This window comes from Nocardia sp. JMUB6875 (assembly GCF_041154655.1).
Taxonomy (GTDB): Bacteria; Actinomycetota; Actinomycetes; order Mycobacteriales; family Mycobacteriaceae; genus Nocardia.
Genome location: NZ_BAAFGR010000005.1, coordinates 66,085 through 87,998, shown reverse-complemented (window position 1 = coordinate 87,998; position 21,914 = coordinate 66,085). Strand labels below are relative to the sequence as shown.

The following is a 21,914-nucleotide window of genomic DNA, read 5'->3' as shown; positions in this document are numbered from 1 at the left end:
GAATTGCGTTGTGATATAAGCACTTTCAGAATATTTGGCGTTTCCCAAACCCCGCCCGCCTCCCGATGAAGCAGAATGCGCGAGTGGAGTCTGTCGATCTATCCCGCGCCACCGTGCGCAAGGTGACCGTCCGTTTGGTCCCGTTCCTGGGCCTGCTGTATTTCGTCAACTACCTGGACCGCGTGAACATCGGATTCGCCGGCCCCAATGGCATGAAGGCCGACCTCGGCCTGAGCGAGACAGCGTTCGGTTTCGCCTCGGGCATCTTCTTCCTGGGCTACCTCGTATTGGAGGTACCCAGCAATCTGGCACTGCACCGATTCGGCGCGCGCCGCTGGATCGCGCGAATCCTGGTGACCTGGGGCGTGATCGCCTCGGCGATGGCGTTCGTGCCGAACGGGACGGCCCTGATCGCCCTGCGTTTCCTGCTGGGCGTCGCCGAGGCCGGATTCTTCCCCGGCATCCTGCTCTACCTGACGTATTGGTTCCCGCAACGGCAGCGAGCACGCGTGGTCGCGTTGTTCATGACGGCGGTGCCGATTTCCACCGCCTTGGGCGCAACGCTGTCCAGCCTCATATTGCAATGGGGTGACGGTGTTTTCGGCCTCAGCGGCTGGCGTTTCATGTTCCTGGTGGAGGGCGTCCCCTCGCTGCTCCTAGCCGTCGTCACTTGGTGGTATCTCACCGATCGCCCGGAGCAGGCGACGTGGTTGGCACCTGCGGAACGGGAATGGCTGGCCCAAGAGCTCGCGGCCGAGGAACGGCAACGAACCACCAATGAACACTGGACCCTGCGAAAGTCGTTGACGCATCCGCGGATTCTCGCGCTCGCCTTGGTCTACGCCGGAATCGTGTACGGCCTGTACGCGCTCGGCTTCTTCCTGCCGACCATCATCAACGGTTTCCAGCAGCAGTACGGCACGCACTACTCGGTAATCCAACGCGGCCTGATCAATGCGGTCCCGTATGTGATCGGCGCCGTGGTGATGGTGTGGTGGAGCCGCCACGGTGACCGCACCGGCGAGCGCGCCTGGCATGTGGCCTTGCCCGCGCTGGTCGGCGGCCTGGCGATTCCGGTGACCCTCTACCTCGGTAATCCGTTCAGCGCCATGGTCGCGGTCACCGTCTGCGCGGTCGGGGTGCTGGCGGCGCTGCCGACGTTCTGGGCGCTCCCGAGCACCTTCCTTTCCGGTGCGGCCGCCGCCGGCGGTATCGCCCTGATCAATTCGATCGGCAATGTCAGCGGTTTCGCCGCGCCCTACATAACCGGCTGGTTGAAGGATTGGACCGGTACGCAGAAGGCCGGATTGTGGGTGGTCGGGGCCTGCATGGTGGCCTCGGCGCTGGGCGCATTGGCCCTGCGGCGAGGAATTCGGGAGCCGGTGGGGTAAGAAAGGACTATGTGGCATCCGGCGGACCCGATTTTGAATGCGCTGACCTATCAGCCGGGTGATCGGCGGATCGTGGCCACGCCCGAAATGTTCGGTCTCCCGTACGCGGATCTGTCACTGACCGCCTCGGACGGCGAGACGCTGAACGCGTGGTTCGTCCGGGCGGCCGGGGAACCGCTGGGGCACATCCTGTTCGCGCACGGCAATGGCGGGAACATCGGCGATCGGTCGCCGATGCTGGCCATGCTGGCGGCGGTCGGATTCGACGTGCTCGTCTTCGACTACCGCGGCTATGGGCGCAGCACCGGCCGGACCAGCGAACAGGGCACCTACCGGGATGCGCGGGCGGCGCGGGCCGCGCTGCTCGCACAACCCGGGGTGGACCCGAATCGGGTGGTGTATCTGGGGAAGTCGCTCGGCGGGGGAGTGATGCTGGAGTTGGCGAATGCGTTTCCGCCTGCCGCTCTGCTGCTCATGTCGACGTTCACCGGGCTGCGGGATGCGGCCGCGGCGGTGTATCCCTTCCTGCCGAAGGTGTTCGTGCCCAACGCCTATCCGAGTTTGAAGCGGATTCGGAGCCTGCGGTGTCCGGTGCTGATCATGCACGGGGATTCCGATGAGCTGCTGCCGGTGGAGATGGGGCGGACGTTGTTCGCGGCCGCGCCGGAACCCAAGGAGCTGGTGATCTACACCGGCGGGATGCACAACGATCTGATCGGCTTCCCGGGCTGGGCGGAGACGGTGGCCGAGTGGGCGGCGGGGGTGTTGCCGCCCAGGCGGCTCACTTCAGGATGATGTTGGCGAGGAACTCGGCATTGCTGCCGGTCTTGCGCAGTCCGTCGAGCAGCAGGTCGATGGCGCGCTGATCGTCTAGTTCGGCGAGGGTGCGGCGGAGCTTGGTCACGGCCAGGCGCTCGTCGGGGGCGAAGAGGAGTTCGTCGCGGCGGGTGCTGGACTTGGCGATGTCCACGGCCGGGAAGATGTGGCGGCCCGCGAGGGTGCGGTCGAGTTTGAGTTCGGCATTGCCGGTGCCCTTGTACTCCTCGAAGATGACCGTGTCGGCCAGCGAACCGGTTTCGACCAGGGCGCTGGCGATGATGGTCAGCGAACCGCCACCCTCGATATTGCGGGCCGCGCCCAGGAACCGCTTCGGGGGCAGCAGCGCCGTGGAATCCACACCGCCGGAAAGGATTCGGCCGGAGGCGTGGCCGGTCATGTTGTAGGCGCGGGCGAGCCGGGTGAGCGAGTCGAGCAGGACCACGACATCGCGCCCCTCCTCGACCAGGCGTTGCGCGCGTTCGATGGCGAGTTCGGCCAGGGCGGTCTGCTCGGCCGGGGAGTGGTCGAAGGTGGCCGCGACGACCTCGGCCGGAACTCCGCGCGAAAGGTCGGTGACCTCCTCGGGGCGTTCGCCGACCAGCACCATCATGAGGTGCGCCTCGGGGTGATTGGCGGCGATGCCGTGCGCGATCGCTTGCAGCACAGAGGTTTTGCCCGCTTTGGGCGGTGCGACCACCAGGGCGCGCTGGCCCTTGCCGATCGGCATGATCAGGTCGACGACGCGGGTGGTGAGCTTGTTCGGCGTGGTTTCCAGCCGCAGTCGCTCATCGGGGTGGACGGGGGTCAGGTCCCGGAAGTGCGGGCGCTGCGGCAGGTCGGCGGCCGGATGGCCGTTGACGGTGTCGACGCGCACCAGCGGAGCGTGCTTGCCGCTCTTGGGATTCGGCTGCGCCAGGCCGGCGACCAGGTCGCCGCGGCGCAGTCCGTGTCCGCGGATCAGGCGGGTGGGTACGTGGATGTCGTTCGGGCCGGAGAGGTAGCCGCTGGTGCGCAGCACTCCCGTCTGGCCGGTGATGTCCAGGATTCCCGTTGCGGGGGACAGGGTTTCGATGTGATCGAGTTCTCGGGCCGGGTCGGGCTGAGCCGGACTCGGCATGCGTTCGATGGTTGTCATGAGTGGTTCTCCTATGGAGGAATCGGTGAATTGTGCACCGGGAGTGAATGATTGGAGCGGCCTGATACGGCCGATGGCGGTAGGAAACCGCCGGTGAATCCGAGTGAGTCCGGGTGAATGGATACAGCACTGCCGGGATCGAACTCGGGGGAGGAAATCTCGCGGGAGGGACTCGGTGTCTACCTGCGTCCACGAGACTGCGACGACCCCACCGTACGCCGAACCCGGACGCTTTGGCAATGCCCCCTCCGCTCCGGCGAGTTGCGTAGCCTGGAATCCATGAGCGATGCCCAGGAACTCGCGGCGTTGTTGGCGCAACTGCCGGATGCCGAACTCGCGGCCGTCGTCGAGGTCGCCACGGACGGCAGGGCCGGTCTGGCCGCCCTGCACGCGGTGGCCCAGTCGCTGGCCGCCACCCTCGGTCATGCCCCCGATGTCATCGATGTGACTCCTGACACCCTGCCGGTGGAAAGCTATTCACAGTCTCAGACGGCTGGCGTATCGGGGCAGGTCGGAGGGGGTCCGGGAGTGGCCGGGGTACCGGTACCGCCTGCGGGTATGCCGTCCGCACCCGGGCTCGGGGGCTATACCAACTCCGGCGTCCCTACTTTCGAGTCAGTTCGCGATAAGGTCGAGCAGCGCTACGGCACATCGCAGGGGATGGGCGAACTCGATCGGCAGACACCCGTGGGCCGTAGCGTCGAGGAACAGTGGGATGCGCGGGCCAAGGCCGCGCGGGAACGTTTGGATCAGATTCGAAAATCGATGCACGGCAAGGGTTCCGAGCAGGGCAACGATTCCGAGTGATCCCGGCGTTCCGCTTATCGAAATGGGTGGAACAGTGACCGAGCCTCGCGAAATCGCCGAGAAACTGCTCGATCTCCAGGTCGACTTCATTGTCGCCGAGGTCAGCGGCGACCGCTTCGCCGAAGTGATCGCCCGCGACGTGAAGGATGTGGTGGGTGTCGCAGACACCATCATCTTCCGTGACGTGGTGGAGATCGAGCAGGCCAAGCAGACCGTCGCCAATGTCATCGATCTGATCGGCGGCAGCCCCGTGCTGGGCGAGATGGTCGAGACGCTGGCCGGCTCGCTGTACCAGGACATCGCCGAGAACACCGATTACACGCTGGGTGACGTGGTGGATCGGGAACCGGTCGAGGCGCTGCTGGAGAAGATCTTCGGCATGCACCAGGCCCAGGAACGAATTCTGGAACGGCTGACCGAGAGCCCCCTCGTCGCGACCGTGGCCGCCAAGTTCGTGGACAAGCTGGTCGACGATTTCATGGAGACCAACAAGCAGATCGCGGGAAAGATTCCCGGCGTCGGCTCGCTGGTGTCGATGGGCACCAATGCCGCGAAGTCGGCGCGCAAGGCCGCGGAGAAGGCGGGCGGCACCTTCATTGGCGAAATGGCGGGCAAGGGCGCGCAATTCGCGCTCAAGCGCACCAATAACGCGATCCGCGAAATGCTGCGTGACTCGCCCGTGCACGATGCGGCCATGGAATTCTGGGACCTGCACGCCGGCGAACCGGTCGCGGGCCTCAAGGAGTACCTGTCCCAGCAGGATCTGGTGGACCTGGCGCAGATCATCTACCGGATCGCGCTGACCACCCGCAACAAGGAGTACGTCGGCGTGCTGGTGGACCAGGGCGTCGAGGTGTTCTTCGAGAAGTACGGCGACCACACCCTCGCCGCGCTGCTGCCGGAGCTGGGGTTGTCCGAGGCGATCATCGCCGAGGAGATCCTGCGCTACGGTCCGGCCGTGGTGGAGGCCGCCAAGCGGAATGGTGTGCTGGCCAAGCTGATTCGCGAGCGGCTGGAGCCGTTCTTCCTGTCCGAGCCCGTGCTCGCGGTGCTCGCCGGGAACTGAGGCTCATTCCCTTCAGGGCTGGGACGTCATTCCCTGGAGGGAATCGCGCATGGCACCGAGTCCGAGCAGACTCGGTGCCATGACGAACATCAATGAACTCGCCGACCGTTACCTGGCCCAGTGGAACGAATCGGATCCGGCCTTGCGCCACAAGCTGATTCACAAACTCTGGGCCGAGGACGGGGCGCAGATCCTCGTCGATCCTCCGGAGGATCTTCGAAATGCCGCCAGCAACTTGAACTTCCCGATTCCGGTGCTGGAGGTGCGTGGGCATCACGCGCTCGAGCGGCGGGTGGATCGGGCCTACGAAATGTTCATCGCGACCGGGCACCGCTTCGTGCAGCGCGGGGAGGCGAAGCCGCTGCTGAAGAACGTCATCGCCTTCACCTGGTCGATGGTGACCGATGACGGCACCGTGGTCGGCGGTGGGATGGACGTCCTGGCTCTGAACGAGGACGGCCGCATCCGCACCGACCATCAGCATATCGGCGTCGACTAATCGACGATGGCGATGCCGTCGATCTCGACCAGCATCTCCTCGCGGGGCAGGCCCGTGAAAACCGTTGTCCGGCTGGGAAGTACGCCGCCGGTGGTGTGCTCGTTCACGAACTTCCCGTACGCCTCGTTCATGATGGCGAAGTCCTCGCGCCTAGTGAGGTAGACGCGCAGCATCACCACGTCGTCGAAGCTCGCGCCGCCCGCCTCGACGATCGCCTTCACATTCTCCAGGGTCCGGATCGTCTGGGCCGCAACGTCTCCCGGGTACAGGTACTCGCTGGTGGCCGGGTCGACGGGGCCCTGACCGGAGACCTGGAGGAACGGGCCCTTGCGCACGCCCTGGGAGAAGGTGTGGGCGGGGGCCGGGGCATTGTCGGTGCGGATGGCGATCTTCTGGCTCATGGTCGGCCTTTCGCTGGTCGGGGCTTTCATTTGTTGTCGAGGCTCGGACTCCAGCCGAGCTCGGCGGAGATGGCCTCGGCGGTGTCGCGCACGCGCGGCAGCAGGCCGAGGACCTGGTCGTGATCGAGCAGCATGTCCGGGACCGACACCGACAGCGCGGCGACGGTGGCGCCGGTGCCGTCGTGGATCGGGACGGCCACGCAGTTGATGAAGCTCTCGTGCTCCTCGTGGTCCTCGGCGAAGCCTTGGGCCGCAACGAGTTCGAGTTCGGCGAGGTACTGCTCGGGGGTGCGGATGGTGCGGTCGGTGTAGGCGCGGTAGTCCAGGCCGTTCGCGATGGCCGCCCACTGCGACCGGGGCAGCGCGGCCACCAGCACCTTGCCGACCGCCGTGCAGTGCAGCGCCGCCGGGCGGCCGATGCGCGAGTACATGCGCACGCTGTGGGTGGCGTCGAGCTTGTCGATGTAGACCGCTTCACCGGATTCGTACGTGGCCAGGTGCACGGTCTGCCCGGTATCGGCGTTCAATGCCGCCAGGTGTGGTCGCGCCACCGTGCGCACGTCGCGACCCTCCAGCGACCGGTTGGCCAGCTCGAAAAGCCTGGTGCCGAGCCGGTATCGATGCTCGCTGTCATGGGTGACGAAGCGGTCCGCCTCCATGGTCTGCAGCAGCCGCAGCACGGTGGACTTGTGCACGCCGAGCCGAGTCGCCAACTGGTCCAAGGACTTCGGCTCCTCGCCGAGTTCGACGAGCAGGGTGAGGGCGCGCTGGAGACTCTGGCTCATGACGCCACATTCTCGGGGATGAGCAGGCCCGGGTGGTAATGGATGGCGGTCCACTCGGAATCGGCGGCCGCGGCCAGGGATTCGAGCGCCGGGAGCGGGGGCAGGTCGGCGATATCGCCGGTGCCGGTGAGCGCGGCGGCGGCGCAGAGGTGGCCGAAGCGCAGCAACTGCCGGTGCGGGCGGCCCTGCAGCAGCGCGGCGAGGTAGCCGCCGGCGAAAGCGTCTCCGGCGCCGATGCGTTCGGTGACCTCCAGGGACAGGGCCGGGACCTCGAGCCGGTCCGCGCCGAAAAAGCCTGTCACCGAATGCTTGTCGTTCTTGACGATCAGATGCCGGGGCTGTGGGAACGCGGCGCGCAACCGGTCGGCGTCGCCGATCCCGAAGACCTCCTCGGCCTCGTCCGCGCCCAGGAACACCACATCGCTGCCGCCGATGTGGCGGGCCAGGATGTCGGCGGGGGATTCGGTGCGGCGAGCCCAGAGTGCGGGACGGTAATTGAGATCGAAGCTGATCAGTCGGCCGCGCCGGGGGAGTGCGAGCAGTGCGTCGGTGAGCTCGGTCGCCGAGGGGGAGAGCGCGGTGGTGATGCCGGTGAAGTGGATGAGCTCGGCCTGCTCGAGCAGTGAGCCCGCGGCGTCCAGATCCGCCGGTGACAGCGCGCTCGCGGCGGAACCGGTGCGGTAGTACAGCATTCGGCTGGATCCGGCGGGCAGATCCGTCGCCCGGCCCGAACCACTCCCGCGTTCCTTCACGTAGACCGCCGTCGGCCGCGTCGAATCGACCGTCACGGCGGAGGTTTCCACGCCGAGCTCGGCCAGGTGCCGGACCAGATACCGGCCGAAGCCGTCGTCCCCGACCCGCGACATCCATCCGGTCGGTATGCCCAGCTGACTCAGCACGCACGCGACATTCGCCTCGGCTCCGCCCGCGCCGCGCTCGAATACGGGGGAATCCTCGAGCGGCCCCGGTGTCGCGATGAGTACCGCGAGGCCCTCGCCGACGGTGACAGCCCGGGCGGTCGGCTGGATCACACCAATCTCCTTCGAATGGTTGCGGCTTTCGGACATTACGTGCAGACTAACCACCAGAAACACGATGTGCAACAAGTGTTGCAGATTATGCAATGCATGATTGCTCTGATCGGAAGGAGCGTCGTGGCCGCCGACAACGCAGTCGCAGCCGCCGGGACCCCCGGCCGGACTCTCGCGGAGACCGGCCGGGAAGTCCGGGATCTGGTCCTGGGCCCGCAGCACAAATCGCTGCCACCGGCCGCCTGGGGTCTGACCGTGCGTGAATACCTGGCCACGGCACCGCACCTGGACGACCTGCAGACCCCCGTGCTGACCATGGATCGTTCCGCGCTCGACACCAACCGTGCGGTCATGGCCGACTGGGCCCGCGCCGCCGGAGTCCGCCTGGCACCCCACGGCAAGACCACGATGTCCCCGCAGCTCTGGCAGGAACAGCTCGACGCCGGATCCTGGGCCATCACCCTCGCCACCGGCTGGCAGGTCCAGGTCGGCCGCTCCCTCGGCCTGACCCGCATCCTGCTCGCCAACGCGCTCCTCGACCCGATCGCATTGCGCTGGGCCGCAGCCGAAATCGCCCGCGACCCGAACTTCGAGCTCTACAGCTGGGTCGACGGCGTCGACTCGGTTCACGAAATGGAACGCCACCTCGAGTCGGCCCCGGACGGCGTGAAACTCAACGTCATCGTGGAACTCGGTGGCCCACACGGCCGTACGGGCGCCCGCGGCCTCGCCGCTGCTCACGAGGTCGCCGACGCCGTCGACAAGTCGCCCCGCCTGCGCCTGGCGGGCGTCGGCGGTTACGAGGGCGCTCTCGCCCACGACCGCACCCCGGAAGCACTTGCCGCCGTGCGTCATTACCTCGACCAGGTCGCAATCCTGCACCAGGAACTCGCGGCCGCCGGACGATACGACGAATTCATCGAGCAGCCGGATACGGCTCAATCCGCTACCGCCGGTGCGGGACTGCGTGAAAGTGTCTTCGGTGGGCATGGGGGACCGGGCACCGGCGGGTTGAGCGAGGCCGCGGTCGGCGCGGTGGGCGGTAGCGCGGCCGGGTCGGCCAGTTCGCGTGATGTGAGCCAGCGTGGCGGTCGTGCCGCCATCGTGACCGCCGGGGGCAGTGCGTATCCGGACCTGGTCGTCGAGCGGCTCGCCGGGCTTGCGGATGAGGAAGGGGCGCACGGGGTTCCGACTGCGGTGGTGTTGCGGTCCGGGGCTTATCTGGTGCACGATGACGGCTTCTATTCCGGGATTTCGCCGTTGGCTGCCGGGCATGCGGAGCGTCCGTTGCGGTCGGCCATGCACGGTTGGGCGCGCAGTGTGTCCCGTCCGGAGGCGGAACTCGCGCTGCTCGATGCGGGTAAGCGGGATTTTCCGTTCGATGAGGGGTTGCCGGTCCCGCAGTTGGTTGCGGGACCGGCAAGCACAGCGCTGCCCGACGGGGCGCATGTGTCGGCGCTGAATGATCAGCACACATTTCTGCGGTTGCCGGGGGCGTCGGGGGCCGATGTTCCGGTGGGAAGTGTGGTGCGGCTGGGGCTTTCGCATCCATGTACGGCGTTCGACAAGTGGCGGCTCATTCCGGTGATCGATGACGCGGAGGCCGAGCGGCCCCGGGTCGTTGGATTCCTGCCCACGTATTTCTGAGTGGGATGGCATGGCTGAGTTGTTGATTCGCGATATCGATGTCATCGATGGCACGGGTGGGGAGCGGTATCGGGCCGATGTGGTGATCGAGGGCGGGCGTATCGCCGAGATTGCCGCGCCCGGGACTGTCGCGGGGGCCGATCGTATTCTCGATGAGGGTGAGAATCTGGTGCTGGCACCGGGATTCATCGATATGCACGCGCATTCCGATCTGCATCTGCTCACCGATCCGGGGCATTTCCCGAAGCTGAGTCAGGGCGTCACGACCGAGGTGATCGGGCAGGACGGACTGTCCTACGCGCCCATCGACGACGCCACGCTGGCCGTCGTGCGCCGCCATATCGCGGGCTGGAACGGTAATCCCGCGGATCTCGACTTCGCGTGGCGGACGGTGGCGGAGTACCTGGACCGGCTGGATACGGCGGGGATCACGCCGAACGCCGCTTATCTCGTGCCGCAGGGCACCCTGCGGCTGATGGTGGTGGGCAGCGAGAAGCGGTTCGCCACCGCGGCGGAGATCGAGCAGATGCGTGTGATCCTGCGGCAGGCCCTGAGCGAGGGCGCGGTCGGCATGTCCAGCGGTCTCACCTACACGCCCGGAATGTACGCCGACACTTCGGAACTCGCGGCCCTGTGCGAGGTGGTCGCCGAATTTGGCGGCTTCTACGCCCCGCACACCCGATCCTACGGCGCGGGGGCGCTGGACGCCTACGCCGAGATGATCGAGCTGTCCCGCCGCACCGGCTGCGCCCTGCATCTGACCCACGCCACCATGAACTTCGGCGAGAACCGCGGCCGCGCACCGGAATTCCTGGCCATGATCGACGCCGCGCTGGCCGATGGCTGCGATATCAGCCTCGACACCTACCCTTATCTGCCTGGCTCGACGACGCTGTCGGCGCTGCTGCCCAGCTGGGCCATGTCCGGCGGCCCGGATGCCGCGCTGGCGCGGATCGCGGACCCCGAGGCTCGGGCGCGAATCATCCAGGACGTCAATATCAATGGCTCTGACGGCTGCCACGGCGTTACCGTCGAATGGGAGACCATCCAGATCAGCGGCGTCGCCAACCCGGAGCTGAGCGAGTTCGTCGGCCGCACGGTGGCCGATATCGCCGCCGACCAGGACCGCGAGCCCGTCGAGGTCTTCTTCGAGCTGCTGACCCGAGATCAGCTGGCCACCACCATCCTTCAGCACGTCGGCCACGAGGAGAACGTGCGCGCCATCATGCGCCACCGCCGCCACATGGGCGGCAGCGACGCCCTGCTGGTTGGCGACCGCCCACACCCCCGCGCCTGGGGCACCTTCCCGCGCTATCTCGGCCGCTATACCCGTGAACTCGGCGTCCTCGCCCTCGAGGACTGCGTCCACCACCTCACCGGCCGCCCCGCGCAACGCCTCCGCCTGCGCGACCGCGGCCTGATCCGCGCGGGCTACGCCGCCGACCTGGTGCTCTTCGATCCGGCCACGGTCATCGACCGGGCCACCTTCGAGAACCCCAAACAGCAGGCCCACGGCATCCCCTACGTCCTCGTCAACGGCGAATTCGCCCTGGACGCGGGCAAACCCACCGGAATCCGCGCCGGCCGCGCCCTGCGCCTGGATGCCACCCGAAAGGAGACCCGATGACCTCGCTCGAGCACCGGACGGCCGCCATGGACGCGATCCTGTCCGACCGAGCACTGACCGTCGTGCGCGCACCGAGGATCCCGGATCCCGTGGCGCTCGCCGACGCCCTCGCCGGAGCCGGAATCCGCGCGGTGGAACTGACTTTCACCACACCGGGCGTACTGGAATGCATCCGCGAGATCGCGGCGGCCGGGCGTGCGGTCATCGGCGCGGGCACCGTGCTGAGCCGCGAGCAGGCCGAGGCCGCCATCGAGGCCGGGGCGCGGTTCCTGGTCACGCCCGGTATCAGCGAGCAGGTCGCCGAGGTGGCCGTCCGGCGCGACATCCCGGTCGTCATGGGCGCTTTCACCCCCTCCGAGGTGATGTGGGCCATGGAGTTGGGCGCGGCCGCGGTCAAGATCTTCCCGGCCCGGGCACTGGGCCCGGGCTACCTGAAGGACCTGCGCGGTCCCTTCCCGAACGTCCGCCTGATCCCCTCCGGCGGGGTCAATGCGGGCAATGCCGCCGACTTCCTCGCCCACGGGGCGGTCGCGGTCACCGCCGGAACCGATGTCGTACCACCCGCCGCCGTGGCGGCGGGCGAATGGGCCGAGATCGCCTCGCGCGCGGCCGCATTCGTTCGAGCCTTGCGCTGATTCAAAACTGCGCTGGATCAAAGAAGTGAACTGAGAGGTATCCCATGAGCACCACCGTGGACTGGCTGCGTACCAGCACGCCGGGACTGCTGCTGCTCTGCGGTGCGGCCATCGCCGTACTGCTGATCGCGATCATCCGGTTCAAGCTGGAACCGTTCATCGCTCTGCTGCTCACCGGCCTCGGCCTGGCCCTGGCCGCCGGACTGCCGGTGTCGCAGATCGTCGGCACCGCCCTGAAATCCGGTGACTCCCTGCTGGAGACCGGATTCGGCTCGATCCTGGGCCACATCGCCGTGATCATCGGCCTGGGCACCGTGCTCGGCGCGATCCTGGAAAGGTCCGGCGGCGCGGATGTTCTGACCCAGAAGCTGCTGAGTCTCTTCGGTGAGAAGGGCGCTCCGGTGGCCATGGGCCTGCTGGGCCTCATCTTCGGCATCCCGGTCTTCTTCGATATCGGCATCTTCGTGCTCGCGCCGCTGGTCTACGTGGCCGCCAAGCGCGGCGGCCGCTCGCTGGTGCTCTACGCCATGCCGATGCTCGCCGGTCTGTCCATGACGCACGCGTTCCTGCCGCCGCACCCGGGCCCGGTCTCGCTGGGCGGGCTGCTCGGGGTGAGCCTGGGCTGGCTGATCGTGATGGGATTCGTCTGCGGCATACCGGGATTCATCGCCGCAGGCATCGTGTGGGGCAGCTGGATCGGCAAGCGGGTGCACGTCGAGGTGCCCGCCGACTTCCTGGTGCGCGAACCCGACAGCGTGACCGAGGGCCCCGGAGCAGCCACTGCCGCCCCCGACACGACCACCGCGACGCTGGTCAAGCGCCCGCCGTCGGTCGGCCTGATCGGCGCGATCATCGCCGTGCCCCTGGTCCTCATCCTCGGCGCGACCTTCGGCACCCAGCTGCTGATCAAGGGCTCGAAGCCGCTGCAGGTCCTGACCTTCCTCGGCACCCCCGCCGTCGCCCTGCTGCTCACCGTCCTGCTCGCCTTCTACGTGCTCGGCATCCGCCGCGGCTCCACCGTGCAGGAGCTCAGCGCGGTCACCGCGGAATCCCTGCGCCCGGTCGGCATGCTGTTGCTGGTGGTCGGCGCGGGCGCGTTCTTCGGAAAGGTGATCTCCGCCACCGGAATCGGCACCGCCCTGGCCCACACCATGTCCGCGGCCGGACTGCCGGTGATCGTGCTCGCCTATGTGATCAGCTGCGGCCTGCGCATCGCCCAGGGTTCGGCCACGGTGGCCATCGTCACCACGGGCGGCATCGTCGCCCCGCTGGTGGCCGAGCACGGATACTCCCAGGTGGCGCTGGCGCTCATCGCCATGGCCATCGCCGCCGGCTCGATCATCCTCAGCCATGTGAACGACGGTGGCTTCTGGATCATCTCGAAGTTCTTCAACCTGACCGTGAAACAGACGCTGCAGACCTGGACGGTGCTCGAGACAGTCCTGTCCGTGGTCAGCTTCGCGGTGGCCGCGGTCCTCTTCGCGATCCTCGCGTGAGGTGACGTTCGGGCAGAGTGGAATCAGACACTTCGGATAGGAGATCCGCATGGACCTACCGATCGCCGGTTCCACCCTTGCCGTTTCGACCGGTTCCACCGTCTATCAGCTCGCGCTCGCGGCCGGACCCTATGTGGTCAATATCGAGGGCGAGCTGGCGGTGCACAGTCCGACCGGGGAAAGCCTGCACCGGATTCCGGGAGAGCCGCACACCGATGATCTGGCGGCGGCGCTCACCGGGGTGATCACCGCCGCGGTGGCGGCGGACGACGGGGAGCTGCGCATCGATCTGGATTCCGGCCATCGCCTCGTGGTGGAGCCGGATCCGTATTTCGAGGCGTGGAACGTGACCGCGCCCGGACGCTATCTCGTGGTCTGCATGCCCGGCGGTGAGCTGGCGGTGTGGTCGGCCGAATCCTGAACGGCGCTGAATCTCGAACGGTGCGTTGGCTGTTCGTCGTCATGGGCGTCGCGGCCGGTGGACCCCGATGAGGTCGGCCCACCGCCGCGACGACGGATACCTCGCGGCACGCAGCGCGCACCACCTCGGCGACAGCCCTGTGGTCCGCGTTCGTGCCGTCCCCTCGCGGACACCCGGTGTCGCCGTGCGGGCGCATCGCACGGCGGGGAAAGCATCCCGATCCGAGGGGGTGATGGTCAAGGCGGACCCCTGTCCCAATTTGTCCCAGTGGCGTTGCGTCGGGTTAGCTAGCGGACGTATTTGGATTCACATTTCGGCTGGAGGTATAGGTGACCGCGCTCTCGGAGATTGCGGACTATTTGCGAGGGCGGCGTGAGGCGGCCGGATTGACCCGCGCGGAGCTGTCCAAGCGAGCCGGTGTCTCCGAGGCGTTGATCCAGAAGATCGAGCAGGGCACTCGGCCGCCGACCGCCACCGCGCTCGGCGCGCTGTTCACCGCATTGGAGGTGCCGGTGCAGGTGCGCGAGCACGCCGCCACCCTGCTGCAGCCCGAGCTGGCCAGCTTCGGGACCGAGATCACCCCGCCCGAGCCGTACGAACTCGACTTCCTGCGGAGCCTGCCGTACCCGGCGTGCTACCAGACCATGCCCGCGGTCGACCTGGTCGCCGCGAATGACGCCTATCTGAAGGCGTTTCCGGGTCTCGAGCCCGGTGGCGTCATCCTCGAATGGATGATGCTGGATCCCCGGGCGCGCGAGGTCATGGCCGACTGGGAAAGCGACGCGCATCTCATGGCCTACGGCTTCCGGTACCTGGCGTCGGCCATCCACTCGCCGGAGAAGATCCAGGCCATCATCGCGCGATGCAGCGCGGCCCCGGAGTGGGATCGCTTCTGGAACACCGAAGTCGCGGCTGACACTATCCAGCGCCGAGTTACGCGCGTGCTCTCACCCGATACCGGCGAGCTGATCAGCTACCACATCCAGGTCTTCAAATTCGAACTGCCGCAGCGCCCTTGGTGGATCTACTCCCTGGTCCCCGTCAATTGAGCTGAGCCGGTGGAGAAGTGCTGCCGGTAGCGTTCGGGCGTGGTGCCCAGGCGGCGGGTGAACACCCGGTGCAGGGTCTCGCCGTGCCGGTACCCGACCTGGCGCGCGATCGCGCCGACGGTCAGCTCCGTGGATTCCAGTAGCCGGCGGGCCGACTCCAGCCGCAGATCCTCGATGAAAGCCGCGGGCGTGCTACCGGTTTCGGCGCGGAACGCCCGGGCGAAATTGCGTTCGCTCATGCCCGCCCGCCGCGCCAGCACGGCCACCGTGAGCTCCTCGTCGAGGTGATCGGGCAGCCACTGCTGCACGGCGCGGATGGCGGGCGTGCGCGCGGGCTGGCTGCGCAGCTGGGCGCTGAACTGGGCCTGCCCGCCCGGCCGCCGGGTGAACACCACATACACCCGCGCGATCATGGCGGCCGTCTCGCGCCCGTGATCGTCCTCGACCAATGCGAGCGCCAGATCGACGCCCGCGGACATGCCCGCCGAGGTCCAGCGATTGCGATCGCGGACGTAGATGCGATCCGGTTCGACGGTCACCCGCGGAAAGCTCTGCGCCAGTAGGTCTGTCGAGCCCCAGTGGGTAGTGGCGCGATAGCCGTCCAGCAATCCCGCGGCGGCGAGCAGCAGCGCGCCCGCGCAGACCGAGGTCACCCGCCGCGCCTTGCGGGCGAGGGCGGGCAGCTCCGGAACGACCGCCGCGGCACCGGGTCCGGACACATCGCCGCCGACCACGATGAGGGTGTCGAAGTCCTCGCCCTCGGCGATCTCGCGCAGGGAATGCGCCACCGAGAGGGTCAGCCCGCCGTCGGTCTGGATCGGGAGACCGCCCGGCGAGGCCGTCAGCAGCCGGTAGGGCAGGGCAGGGGATTCGCCGTTCGGGGCCGGGCCGTCGACGGTGACCGCGCGGCCCCGCAGCTCCACCGGCAACTTGTGCGTCGGCGTCTCGACAATGCCGTTGAGGAGCGCGAACACATCCAGCGGCCCCGCCAGCTCGGAGATCTGCATGCCTTGGAAGACGACGAAGACAATGGTGCGAGGGCCGGACACCTCGCCATCATCGCAGCCGAGGCGAATGGCTGTCACGGTCAATTGCTGATCGATCCGGCCGCCTTCGGGACGCTGTGGCGGTCCAGGAACGGGATCAGGAGCGCGGCCACCCGCTCGGCGAACTGGGCGTGGGGATAGTGGCCGCCCTTTTCGACCAGGGCGTACCGGCCCAGACCGGGCGGCAGGGCGGCCACGATGCGCTGGGCCTCCGCCTCCGGGCTGGGGAAGTCAGGGTCCTCCGCGCCCATGATTATCAGTGCGGGACACCGGACTTCAGCCAAGCGAGCCTCGGCATCGGCCGGACTGGTCACACCGGTCTTCATGAATTCCGCCCAGCGGCCGGGCTCCCGGAGGTGGTTCCGCAGGGCGGCGAGATAGTCGTCCTGATCGGCGGGCCGGGTCGGATAGGCCACGCCCTCGAGGTACCGGAACCACAGTCGCGGCGACTTCAACAGCTGGGTGCCGACCAGTTCGACCATCGCGCGGCGGTGGCGGCGATCCGACCACAGCGCGCCGAGGTCCGGCTGGATGGTCATGGTGAACGGGTCGATCTCCACGATGGCCGACACCAGCTCCGGGGCCTCGGCCGCCGCGATGGTGGCCGAACCGCCCGACAGCGAATGCCCGACGATCACCGTCGGACCCCCGAAATGCCGGATGACTCCGAGCAGATCGAGGGCCACGTCGGTGCGGCTGATGGCCGCCTTGCTGGTCACCGACGGCCAGTCCAGGCTGGATTCGCCGTGGCCGCGCATATCGGTGTTCACCACGCGGTACCCGGCGGCGGCCAGCGGAGCGACCAGGTGGCGGTAGTCCTGCCGCCAGGCGCCCATCCCGTGTGACAGCACCACGAGGGGACCGTCACCGGTCACATCGCACGCGATCCGCCCGTGCTCGAGCGTTACGAACTCGGTCATTTCCCGGTCCTCCAAGCGTTTTCGTTCCGGTGCCGAGAAGCTCGGCACGACGGAATTGAACGCCGGAAACGGGAGCGAGCCGAGGGCTCGGGCCGGACGGATCAGGGGTGTGGCAGATCCGGTCAGTCGCTGACCGTGCTGACCGCAACCGGAGCGGGAACGCCGAACCAGGTGGTAAGAGCGTCCCGCAGTGCGGGTGCTGCCGTCTCCAGGTCCTCGTCCACCGTTGCGGCCCACGCGATATGGGCGTCCGGGCGGATCAGCAGGGCGTCGCCGGGACGATCATCGGTGGTGACGGTGCGGATCTCCACCCGCTCGGCCCAATCCTTGGCGATCTCGATCAGATCCGGGCGATCGGCCAGCACGAGCAGGACCGGACGCGGGGTGCGCAGCAGTTCGCCGACGCTGGTCTCACCTTGTTCGGTGCGCAAGGCCAGATCGGGAACCACGGTGCCGGTCAGCGGATGCCCGTTGGGATTCGCCAGCGGCAACCGCAGTTCGGTGCCCGCGATGAGCCCGGCCAGGCGGTACAGCGCGGGCTCGTCGGTGAGCAGCTCCTGGAACAGCTCGCGCAGGGCCTGGGCCGCCGGATCGTCGGAGCGGCGCAATGCGACCTGGGCCTGGGTCTGCATCATGATGCGGGTGCCCGCGAAGTGGCGTTCGTCGTGGTAGGTGTCCAGCAGCTCGGCCGGGGCCCAGCCCTGTAGGTCGGCGGCCAGCTTCCAGGCCAGGTTGATCGCGTCGGTCATGCCCGCGGTCAGTCCGACACCGGTCATGGGGAATCCGTGTGCGGCGTCACCGGCCACCAGAACCCTTCCGGCGCGGTACCGTTCGGCCTGGCGGGCCTGGAACTGATAGCGCGACAGGCGAATCGGGTCGACCAGCGGCAGGTCGACGCCCAGGACGCGGCGGATGCTGTCCTGCAGCTCCGCCAGCGACATGGGCTCGTTGTCGTCGGTCTCGTCGTTCGTGTCCTCGGTGACCTGGATCATCAGGGTGCGGGTGGGGGAGACCGGCCCCATCGCGAACACACCGTGATCGGTCCGGGTGAAGCCCGGGGAGATGACGCCGTGCCCGGCGATCTCGATGGCGCCGTTCTCCAGCACGGTCACCGACTCGGGCACGCTGACCTGACCCAGCCGGTTGACCTCCGGGTAGGTGGTACCCGGGAAATCGATTCCGGCCATGGTGCGGACGCGACTGCGCGCCCCGTCGCAGGCCACCAGATAGCCTGCGGTGAGCCGGTATTCGCCGTCCGGGCCGCTGACCTCGACGGTGACCGCGCTGTCCTGCTGCTCGATTCCGCGCACCTCGTGCCCGCGCCGCACCTCCGCGCCGAGCTCACCCACCCAATCGTCGAGCAGCTGTTCGAGTTTCGGCTGCGGCACATGCATCGCCTTCAACGGCGAATCGGCCAGCGGGCTGAAGTCCACATGCATGCCGCCGAACGGCAGCGCGGTGAGCGCGCCCGCGTCGGAACCGATGGCAGCCAGCCGTTCTCCCAGCCCCCGATAACCCAGCAATTGCAGGATCTGCCCGCTGAGCCCATTGGCCTTGGGGACCGTGCGCAATTGCGGCGACCGCTCCAGGACCACCGGCCGCACCCCGGCCAGCCGCAGTTCCGCGGCCAGCATCAGACCCGTCGGGCCCGCACCCACGATGATGACGTCGGCATCACTGTTTCGCACTCGCACTACTCCGTTTCCGTGGGTTTTCGCTACGGCCAGCGATTCTGCAGCATCACCGGGGTCTTGCCGCAAGGGCGGGGGTGCGATATACGTTGAAGAGGGCGGGATTCGAGTCCGGTCAGGACGCGGCCTGTTCGCCGAGCTTGTGGCGCAGCACCTTTCCGCTGGGGTTGCGCGGGAGCTCGGACAATCGGACGAACTGCTTGGGGACCTTGTAGCGTTCCAGGCGGGTCCGGATGTGCTCTCGCAGGGCCTCGTCGCCCGGATCATCGCTGGTGACGAGGTAGGCGCGCAGCACCTGGCCGTAATCGGGATCGGGGACGCCGACCACGATCACATCGGTGACCGAGGGGTGCTCGGCCAGCGCGTTCTCGACCTCGCGAGGGTAGATGTTCTCGCCGCCGGAGACGATCATCTCGTCGTCGCGGCCGTCGATGTAGAGACGGCCCTCCGCGTCGATATGGCCCATATCACCGACATTGACGTAGCCGTCGCGAATCTCCTTGCTGGGCGCGGCACCACCGCGGTCGGCGGTGTAGCCGTTGAAGCCCAGGCCGCCGCGGACGAAGATGGTGCCGGTCTCGCCGACGGCGGCCGGGGTGCGGTCGGCGCGCAGAATGCGCACGGAAACACCGAGAATAGGGCGGCCGACGGTCTTCGGTGAGTGCTCGAGGTCGGCGGGTGTCGCGATGGACACCACGCCCGCCTCGGTGGAGCCGTAGCCGTTGATCAGCCGGGGGCCGTAGTCGCGAAGGAAATTCTCGATGGTGTTCGGGGCGATCGGTGCCGCACCGGTCAAGGCCAGGCGCAATGATCCGAGGTCGTAGCGGCGGCGGACCTCCGCGGGCAGGGCCGCCAGGCGCTGGATCATGATGGGGACGCCGATGAACACCGTCGCGCGGTGGCGTTCGATATCGGCCAGCGCCAGTTCGGGATCGAAGCGGCGACGCGTGATGGCCGTTGCGCCCAAGGCCAATTGGCCCGCCAGCGCGCCGAGGCCGAAGCCGTGGAAGAACGGCGGTGCGACGATGGCGATATCGCGATGGCTCAGGCGGCTCGCGGCGGCCAGTGACGCGGCGGCCTCGAGTGCGGGCCGCAGGCCGATCTGGCGGGCCACGCCCTTGGCCATGCCGGAGGTGCCCGAGGTCAGCAAGGTGATCTTCGCGGGCTGACCGGCGCGCGGCGGAGACAGATGATGGTGCCGCGCAAGCTGATCCAGAGTCGGAATATCCGACGAGGACGCGGCCTCGACCCAGCCGCGCACCTGGAGGCCCGGATAGCCCGCCTCGGCGACCGCCGCCAGATATTCGTCGTCATGGACCAGGACATCCGGCGCGTGCCGCTCCAGGATCCGGGCCAGCTGGGCGGCGGGTAGCTCGGTATTGAGGAACACCAGCTCGCACCCGAGTCGGCTGCCCGCGATCACGGCCGCGACGAAACCGCGGTGATTCCGGCACAGCACGCCCACGGTGCGCGCTCCCGGCGCCAGCGAATACAGCGATGCGGCAATGTTTTCCGAGCGCCGCATGAGCTCGCGATAGGTGACCGCGCCGGATTCGTCGATCAGCGCGATCCGATCCGGATACCGGGCCGCGGAGGCGGCGATGAGCAATCCGAGCGACGGGCCGTAATCGCGGTAGCCACGCGCGATCGACACGGCGGCACTCGGCCCGATCGGCCGCAGCGCGCCCGAGGTCGCGATGGCGGAAAGGGCGGTGCCCCAATCGAGGACGGCGTTAGGCCGCATTGCCCGACCCCTTCCCGTTGATCGCGCGCAGCGCCGCATCGGTGTCGCCGAGCCGCTTGTAGAGGGCGGTGGCCGCGACTTCGAGGGGCACCCGCAGGATCGGCACCAGCACCGCGGTCAGATACCCGTAAGCGGGAATCATGAAGCGCGGCTTGCGAATCAGCGCCCGCGCGACACCGGTCGCCGCCTCGGCCGGAGTCTGCCCGGGTAGCGCCGACATCCAGCGGCTGGGCGCGCTCATCCGGGTATGCATAAGACCGGCGTAGATGGTGGTGAGCGTGACCCCGTCGGGCCGCGCCTCCATGCCCACCGCCCGCATCCACACGTCGAAGGCGGCCTTCGACGAGAGGTAGAACCCCCATTTCGGCGCGGTCGGGAACAGCACGCCGACCGTGGAGACGTTCACGATGTGACCGCTGCGCCGCGCCCGCATGCTCGGCAGCAGTTCCAGGGTGAGCCGCATCGGGCCGAGATAGTTGGCCGAGGACGTGGCGGTCAGATCCTTGGGGCGGTCGTAGGACAGGTGGATGGAGCGGCGTAATGACTTGCCCGCGTTGTGGATCAGATAGTCGACATGGCCGAAGCGGGTCAGGATCTCGCTGGCGAACTCCGAAATCGATTCCGGCTCACCCAGATCCAGGCGCAGCGCCACCGCCTGCCCGCCCGCGGCCTTGATCTCGGCGGCGACCTCCTCGAGCTGGTCGAGCGAGCGCGCACCGAGCACGACGGTGGCACCGGCCGCGCCCAGCAGGCGGGCGGTCTCCGCGCCCAGGCCATGCGAAGCGCCGGTCACCACGGCGATCTTGCCCTCGACTTCGCGGCGCAGGCGCTTCGGATCGGAGATGCCGCGCGGGCCGATGAGCCAGGCCGCGGCCCGGCCGATCGGTCCCGCCGCGAGGGCATTGTTGGGTCGGTTCAAGCCGTCCACTACGTGTTCTCTTTTCGTGTTGGCTGAGCGGCATTGCTCAGGTCCAGCAGGGCCGCGATAACGCGGGAAGTCATGGTGATCGACGGGTCGAGCGCCAAAGTCGTTTGGATGGTGGCGAATCCGGCCGCCAACACCAGCGCCCGCAGACGCTCGCGATCGGGATCGCCTTCGGTGAGCCAGCGCGCGGTGGCGCCCTCCACGAACGCCAGCCAGCCGTCTATCGCGATATGAACGGTGGAACCCTCACCGGTGGAGACGATTTCGGTCAGCAGCGCGGTGACCAGGCGGTCCCGGTGCCGCTCGTGCTGGGCGAGCAGCCGCTCGTCGGCCCCCGCGCGCGGCGTCATGATCAGCGCGGTCCCGTGCTGCTGCACGAAATCCAGATAGATGTCGAACCCCTGGGTCAGCCGCTCCATCGCGGGTCCCCGCAACGCCTGCAATCGATCCCAGAAATCCTCCAGCACCGCCTCGTGCACCGCCAGGTACAGCTCGTGCTTGCCCCCGAAGTGGTACCCGATCGACCCGACGGCCGCCCCCGCCGCCGCCGCGATCTCCGCGATCGACACCTCCTCGTACCGCTTGGCCGAGAACGCGGCCCGCCCGGCGTCCACCAGCGCGGCCCGCGACTGCCGCCCCCGCCGGTTCACCTGCGGACCACTTTTTGAATCTCGTTCAACTTTGGCCACGCGGGCAGCATAGCCAGGTTTTTGAACGAGATTCAAGAACTGATTTCCGACCCGCGACCTGGCCATCGCGTGAACTGGCTCACATCGCGT

The 21,914-nt window shown here is 68.0% G+C and carries 21 protein-coding genes; 11 read left to right on the top strand and 10 right to left on the bottom strand.

Translation table 11 applies throughout. The features are described from left to right. Positions 1 to 83: 83 nt before the first annotated feature. Both ACAM49_RS02700 and ACAM49_RS02695 read left to right on the top strand, forming a co-directional pair. Positions 84 to 1,391 (top strand): MFS transporter, encoded by a 1,308-nt coding sequence (locus ACAM49_RS02700; RefSeq protein WP_369633846.1) that lies wholly within the window; start codon positions 84 to 86, stop codon positions 1,389 to 1,391. Between the two features lie 9 nt (positions 1,392 to 1,400). Then, positions 1,401 to 2,186: an alpha/beta hydrolase gene (locus tag ACAM49_RS02695; RefSeq protein ID WP_369633845.1), complete on the top strand. Its 786-nt coding sequence runs from the start codon at positions 1,401 to 1,403 to the stop codon at positions 2,184 to 2,186. On the opposite strand, the gene rho is transcribed toward ACAM49_RS02695, so the two are convergent. Next, positions 2,173 to 3,345 carry a transcription termination factor Rho gene (gene rho / locus ACAM49_RS02690; protein ID WP_369633844.1) on the bottom strand — a complete coding sequence of 391 codons (1,173 nt, stop codon included), beginning with the start codon at positions 3,343 to 3,345 and terminating at the stop codon, positions 2,173 to 2,175. The genes ACAM49_RS02695 and rho overlap by 14 nt on opposite strands. Before the next feature lie 279 nt (positions 3,346 to 3,624). On the opposite strand from rho, the gene ACAM49_RS02685 reads away from it, so the two are divergent. The 3 genes from ACAM49_RS02685 to ACAM49_RS02675 all read left to right on the top strand — a co-directional run bounded on the left by ACAM49_RS02685 (position 3,625) and on the right by ACAM49_RS02675 (position 5,717). Then, positions 3,625 to 4,152 carry a hypothetical protein gene (locus tag ACAM49_RS02685; protein ID WP_369633843.1) on the top strand — a complete coding sequence of 176 codons (528 nt, stop codon included), beginning with the start codon at positions 3,625 to 3,627 and terminating at the stop codon, positions 4,150 to 4,152. Positions 4,153 to 4,186: 34 nt separating this feature from the next. Continuing rightward, positions 4,187 to 5,218: a hypothetical protein gene (locus ACAM49_RS02680; RefSeq protein WP_369633842.1), complete on the top strand. Its 1,032-nt coding sequence runs from the start codon at positions 4,187 to 4,189 to the stop codon at positions 5,216 to 5,218. A gap of 79 nt (positions 5,219 to 5,297) precedes the next feature. Further along, entirely contained in the window at positions 5,298 to 5,717 is a 420-nt protein-coding gene (locus ACAM49_RS02675; protein ID WP_369633841.1) for a hypothetical protein, read from the top strand. Here the strand turns inward: ACAM49_RS02675 and ACAM49_RS02670 are convergent. Genes ACAM49_RS02670 through ACAM49_RS02660 form a run of 3 tightly spaced genes read right to left on the bottom strand, consistent with a single transcriptional unit; the run spans position 5,714 to position 7,934 of the window. Continuing rightward, positions 5,714 to 6,118: a RidA family protein gene (locus ACAM49_RS02670; RefSeq protein WP_369633840.1), complete on the bottom strand. Its 405-nt coding sequence runs from the start codon at positions 6,116 to 6,118 to the stop codon at positions 5,714 to 5,716. The genes ACAM49_RS02675 and ACAM49_RS02670 overlap by 4 nt on opposite strands. 26 nt (positions 6,119 to 6,144) lie before the next feature. Next, positions 6,145 to 6,903, bottom strand: a complete 759-nt coding sequence (locus tag ACAM49_RS02665) for an IclR family transcriptional regulator (protein WP_369633839.1) — start codon at positions 6,901 to 6,903, stop codon at positions 6,145 to 6,147. Further along, complete coding sequence (locus ACAM49_RS02660; RefSeq protein ID WP_369633838.1) at positions 6,900 to 7,934, bottom strand: sugar kinase; 1,035 nt, start codon at positions 7,932 to 7,934, stop codon at positions 6,900 to 6,902. Before ACAM49_RS02660 ends, ACAM49_RS02665 begins: the two co-directional genes overlap by 4 nt. 96 nt (positions 7,935 to 8,030) lie before the next feature. Here ACAM49_RS02660 and ACAM49_RS02655 point away from each other — a divergent pair, with 96 nt between their 5' ends. The 6 genes from ACAM49_RS02655 (at position 8,031) to ACAM49_RS02630 (ending at position 14,809) form a co-directional block, all read left to right on the top strand. Next, on the top strand, positions 8,031 to 9,581 hold the full coding sequence (locus tag ACAM49_RS02655) for an amino acid deaminase (protein ID WP_369633837.1): 1,551 nt from the start codon (positions 8,031 to 8,033) through the stop codon (positions 9,579 to 9,581). A gap of 10 nt (positions 9,582 to 9,591) precedes the next feature. Then, positions 9,592 to 11,208, top strand: a complete 1,617-nt coding sequence (locus tag ACAM49_RS02650) for an amidohydrolase family protein (RefSeq protein ID WP_369633836.1) — start codon at positions 9,592 to 9,594, stop codon at positions 11,206 to 11,208. After that, complete coding sequence (locus tag ACAM49_RS02645; protein WP_369633835.1) at positions 11,205 to 11,843, top strand: bifunctional 4-hydroxy-2-oxoglutarate aldolase/2-dehydro-3-deoxy-phosphogluconate aldolase; 639 nt, start codon at positions 11,205 to 11,207, stop codon at positions 11,841 to 11,843. Before ACAM49_RS02650 ends, ACAM49_RS02645 begins: the two co-directional genes overlap by 4 nt. 44 nt (positions 11,844 to 11,887) lie before the next feature. Continuing rightward, positions 11,888 to 13,339: a GntP family permease gene (locus ACAM49_RS02640; RefSeq protein ID WP_369633834.1), complete on the top strand. Its 1,452-nt coding sequence runs from the start codon at positions 11,888 to 11,890 to the stop codon at positions 13,337 to 13,339. Positions 13,340 to 13,388: 49 nt separating this feature from the next. After that, positions 13,389 to 13,760 (top strand): DUF6188 family protein, encoded by a 372-nt coding sequence (locus ACAM49_RS02635; RefSeq protein ID WP_369633833.1) that lies wholly within the window; start codon positions 13,389 to 13,391, stop codon positions 13,758 to 13,760. Positions 13,761 to 14,089: 329 nt separating this feature from the next. Next, positions 14,090 to 14,809, top strand: a complete 720-nt coding sequence (locus tag ACAM49_RS02630; protein ID WP_369633832.1) for a helix-turn-helix domain-containing protein — start codon at positions 14,090 to 14,092, stop codon at positions 14,807 to 14,809. On the opposite strand, the gene ACAM49_RS02625 is transcribed toward ACAM49_RS02630, so the two are convergent. From ACAM49_RS02625 to ACAM49_RS02600, 6 genes are all read right to left on the bottom strand, one after another. After that, entirely contained in the window at positions 14,785 to 15,894 is a 1,110-nt protein-coding gene (locus ACAM49_RS02625) for a GlxA family transcriptional regulator (RefSeq protein ID WP_369633831.1), read from the bottom strand. The two genes, ACAM49_RS02630 and ACAM49_RS02625, sit on opposite strands and share 25 nt — an antisense overlap. A 2-nt stretch (positions 15,895 to 15,896) precedes the next feature. Then, the gene (locus ACAM49_RS02620) at positions 15,897 to 16,775 is read right to left on the bottom strand and encodes an alpha/beta fold hydrolase (RefSeq protein ID WP_369633830.1); all 879 of its coding nucleotides are present in this window, start codon (positions 16,773 to 16,775) and stop codon (positions 15,897 to 15,899) included. 122 nt (positions 16,776 to 16,897) lie between these two features. After that, entirely contained in the window at positions 16,898 to 18,463 is a 1,566-nt protein-coding gene (locus ACAM49_RS02615; RefSeq protein WP_369633829.1) for an FAD-dependent monooxygenase, read from the bottom strand. A 118-nt stretch (positions 18,464 to 18,581) separates the two neighbouring features. Continuing rightward, positions 18,582 to 20,210 (bottom strand): AMP-binding protein, encoded by a 1,629-nt coding sequence (locus tag ACAM49_RS02610; protein ID WP_369633828.1) that lies wholly within the window; start codon positions 20,208 to 20,210, stop codon positions 18,582 to 18,584. Continuing rightward, the gene (locus ACAM49_RS02605) at positions 20,200 to 21,138 is read right to left on the bottom strand and encodes an SDR family NAD(P)-dependent oxidoreductase (RefSeq protein ID WP_369633827.1); all 939 of its coding nucleotides are present in this window, start codon (positions 21,136 to 21,138) and stop codon (positions 20,200 to 20,202) included. Before ACAM49_RS02605 ends, ACAM49_RS02610 begins: the two co-directional genes overlap by 11 nt. Then, on the bottom strand, positions 21,138 to 21,785 hold the full coding sequence (locus tag ACAM49_RS02600; RefSeq protein WP_369633826.1) for a TetR/AcrR family transcriptional regulator: 648 nt from the start codon (positions 21,783 to 21,785) through the stop codon (positions 21,138 to 21,140). Before ACAM49_RS02600 ends, ACAM49_RS02605 begins: the two co-directional genes overlap by 1 nt. Between the last annotated feature and the right edge of the window lie 129 nt (positions 21,786 to 21,914).

Coding starts and splice junctions, on each gene's coding strand:
- ACAM49_RS02695 (WP_369633845.1), top strand. CDS start 1,401: ATGTGGCATCCGGCGGACCCGATTTTGAATGCGCTGACCTATCAGCCG.
- rho (WP_369633844.1), bottom strand. CDS start 3,345: ATGACAACCATCGAACGCATGCCGAGTCCGGCTCAGCCCGACCCGGCC.
- ACAM49_RS02685 (WP_369633843.1), top strand. CDS start 3,625: ATGAGCGATGCCCAGGAACTCGCGGCGTTGTTGGCGCAACTGCCGGAT.
- ACAM49_RS02675 (WP_369633841.1), top strand. CDS start 5,298: ATGACGAACATCAATGAACTCGCCGACCGTTACCTGGCCCAGTGGAAC.
- ACAM49_RS02670 (WP_369633840.1), bottom strand. CDS start 6,118: ATGAGCCAGAAGATCGCCATCCGCACCGACAATGCCCCGGCCCCCGCC.
- ACAM49_RS02665 (WP_369633839.1), bottom strand. CDS start 6,903: ATGAGCCAGAGTCTCCAGCGCGCCCTCACCCTGCTCGTCGAACTCGGC.
- ACAM49_RS02655 (WP_369633837.1), top strand. CDS start 8,031: ATGATTGCTCTGATCGGAAGGAGCGTCGTGGCCGCCGACAACGCAGTC.
- ACAM49_RS02650 (WP_369633836.1), top strand. CDS start 9,592: ATGGCTGAGTTGTTGATTCGCGATATCGATGTCATCGATGGCACGGGT.
- ACAM49_RS02645 (WP_369633835.1), top strand. CDS start 11,205: ATGACCTCGCTCGAGCACCGGACGGCCGCCATGGACGCGATCCTGTCC.
- ACAM49_RS02640 (WP_369633834.1), top strand. CDS start 11,888: ATGAGCACCACCGTGGACTGGCTGCGTACCAGCACGCCGGGACTGCTG.
- ACAM49_RS02635 (WP_369633833.1), top strand. CDS start 13,389: ATGGACCTACCGATCGCCGGTTCCACCCTTGCCGTTTCGACCGGTTCC.
- ACAM49_RS02620 (WP_369633830.1), bottom strand. CDS start 16,775: ATGACCGAGTTCGTAACGCTCGAGCACGGGCGGATCGCGTGCGATGTG.
- ACAM49_RS02610 (WP_369633828.1), bottom strand. CDS start 20,210: ATGCGGCCTAACGCCGTCCTCGATTGGGGCACCGCCCTTTCCGCCATC.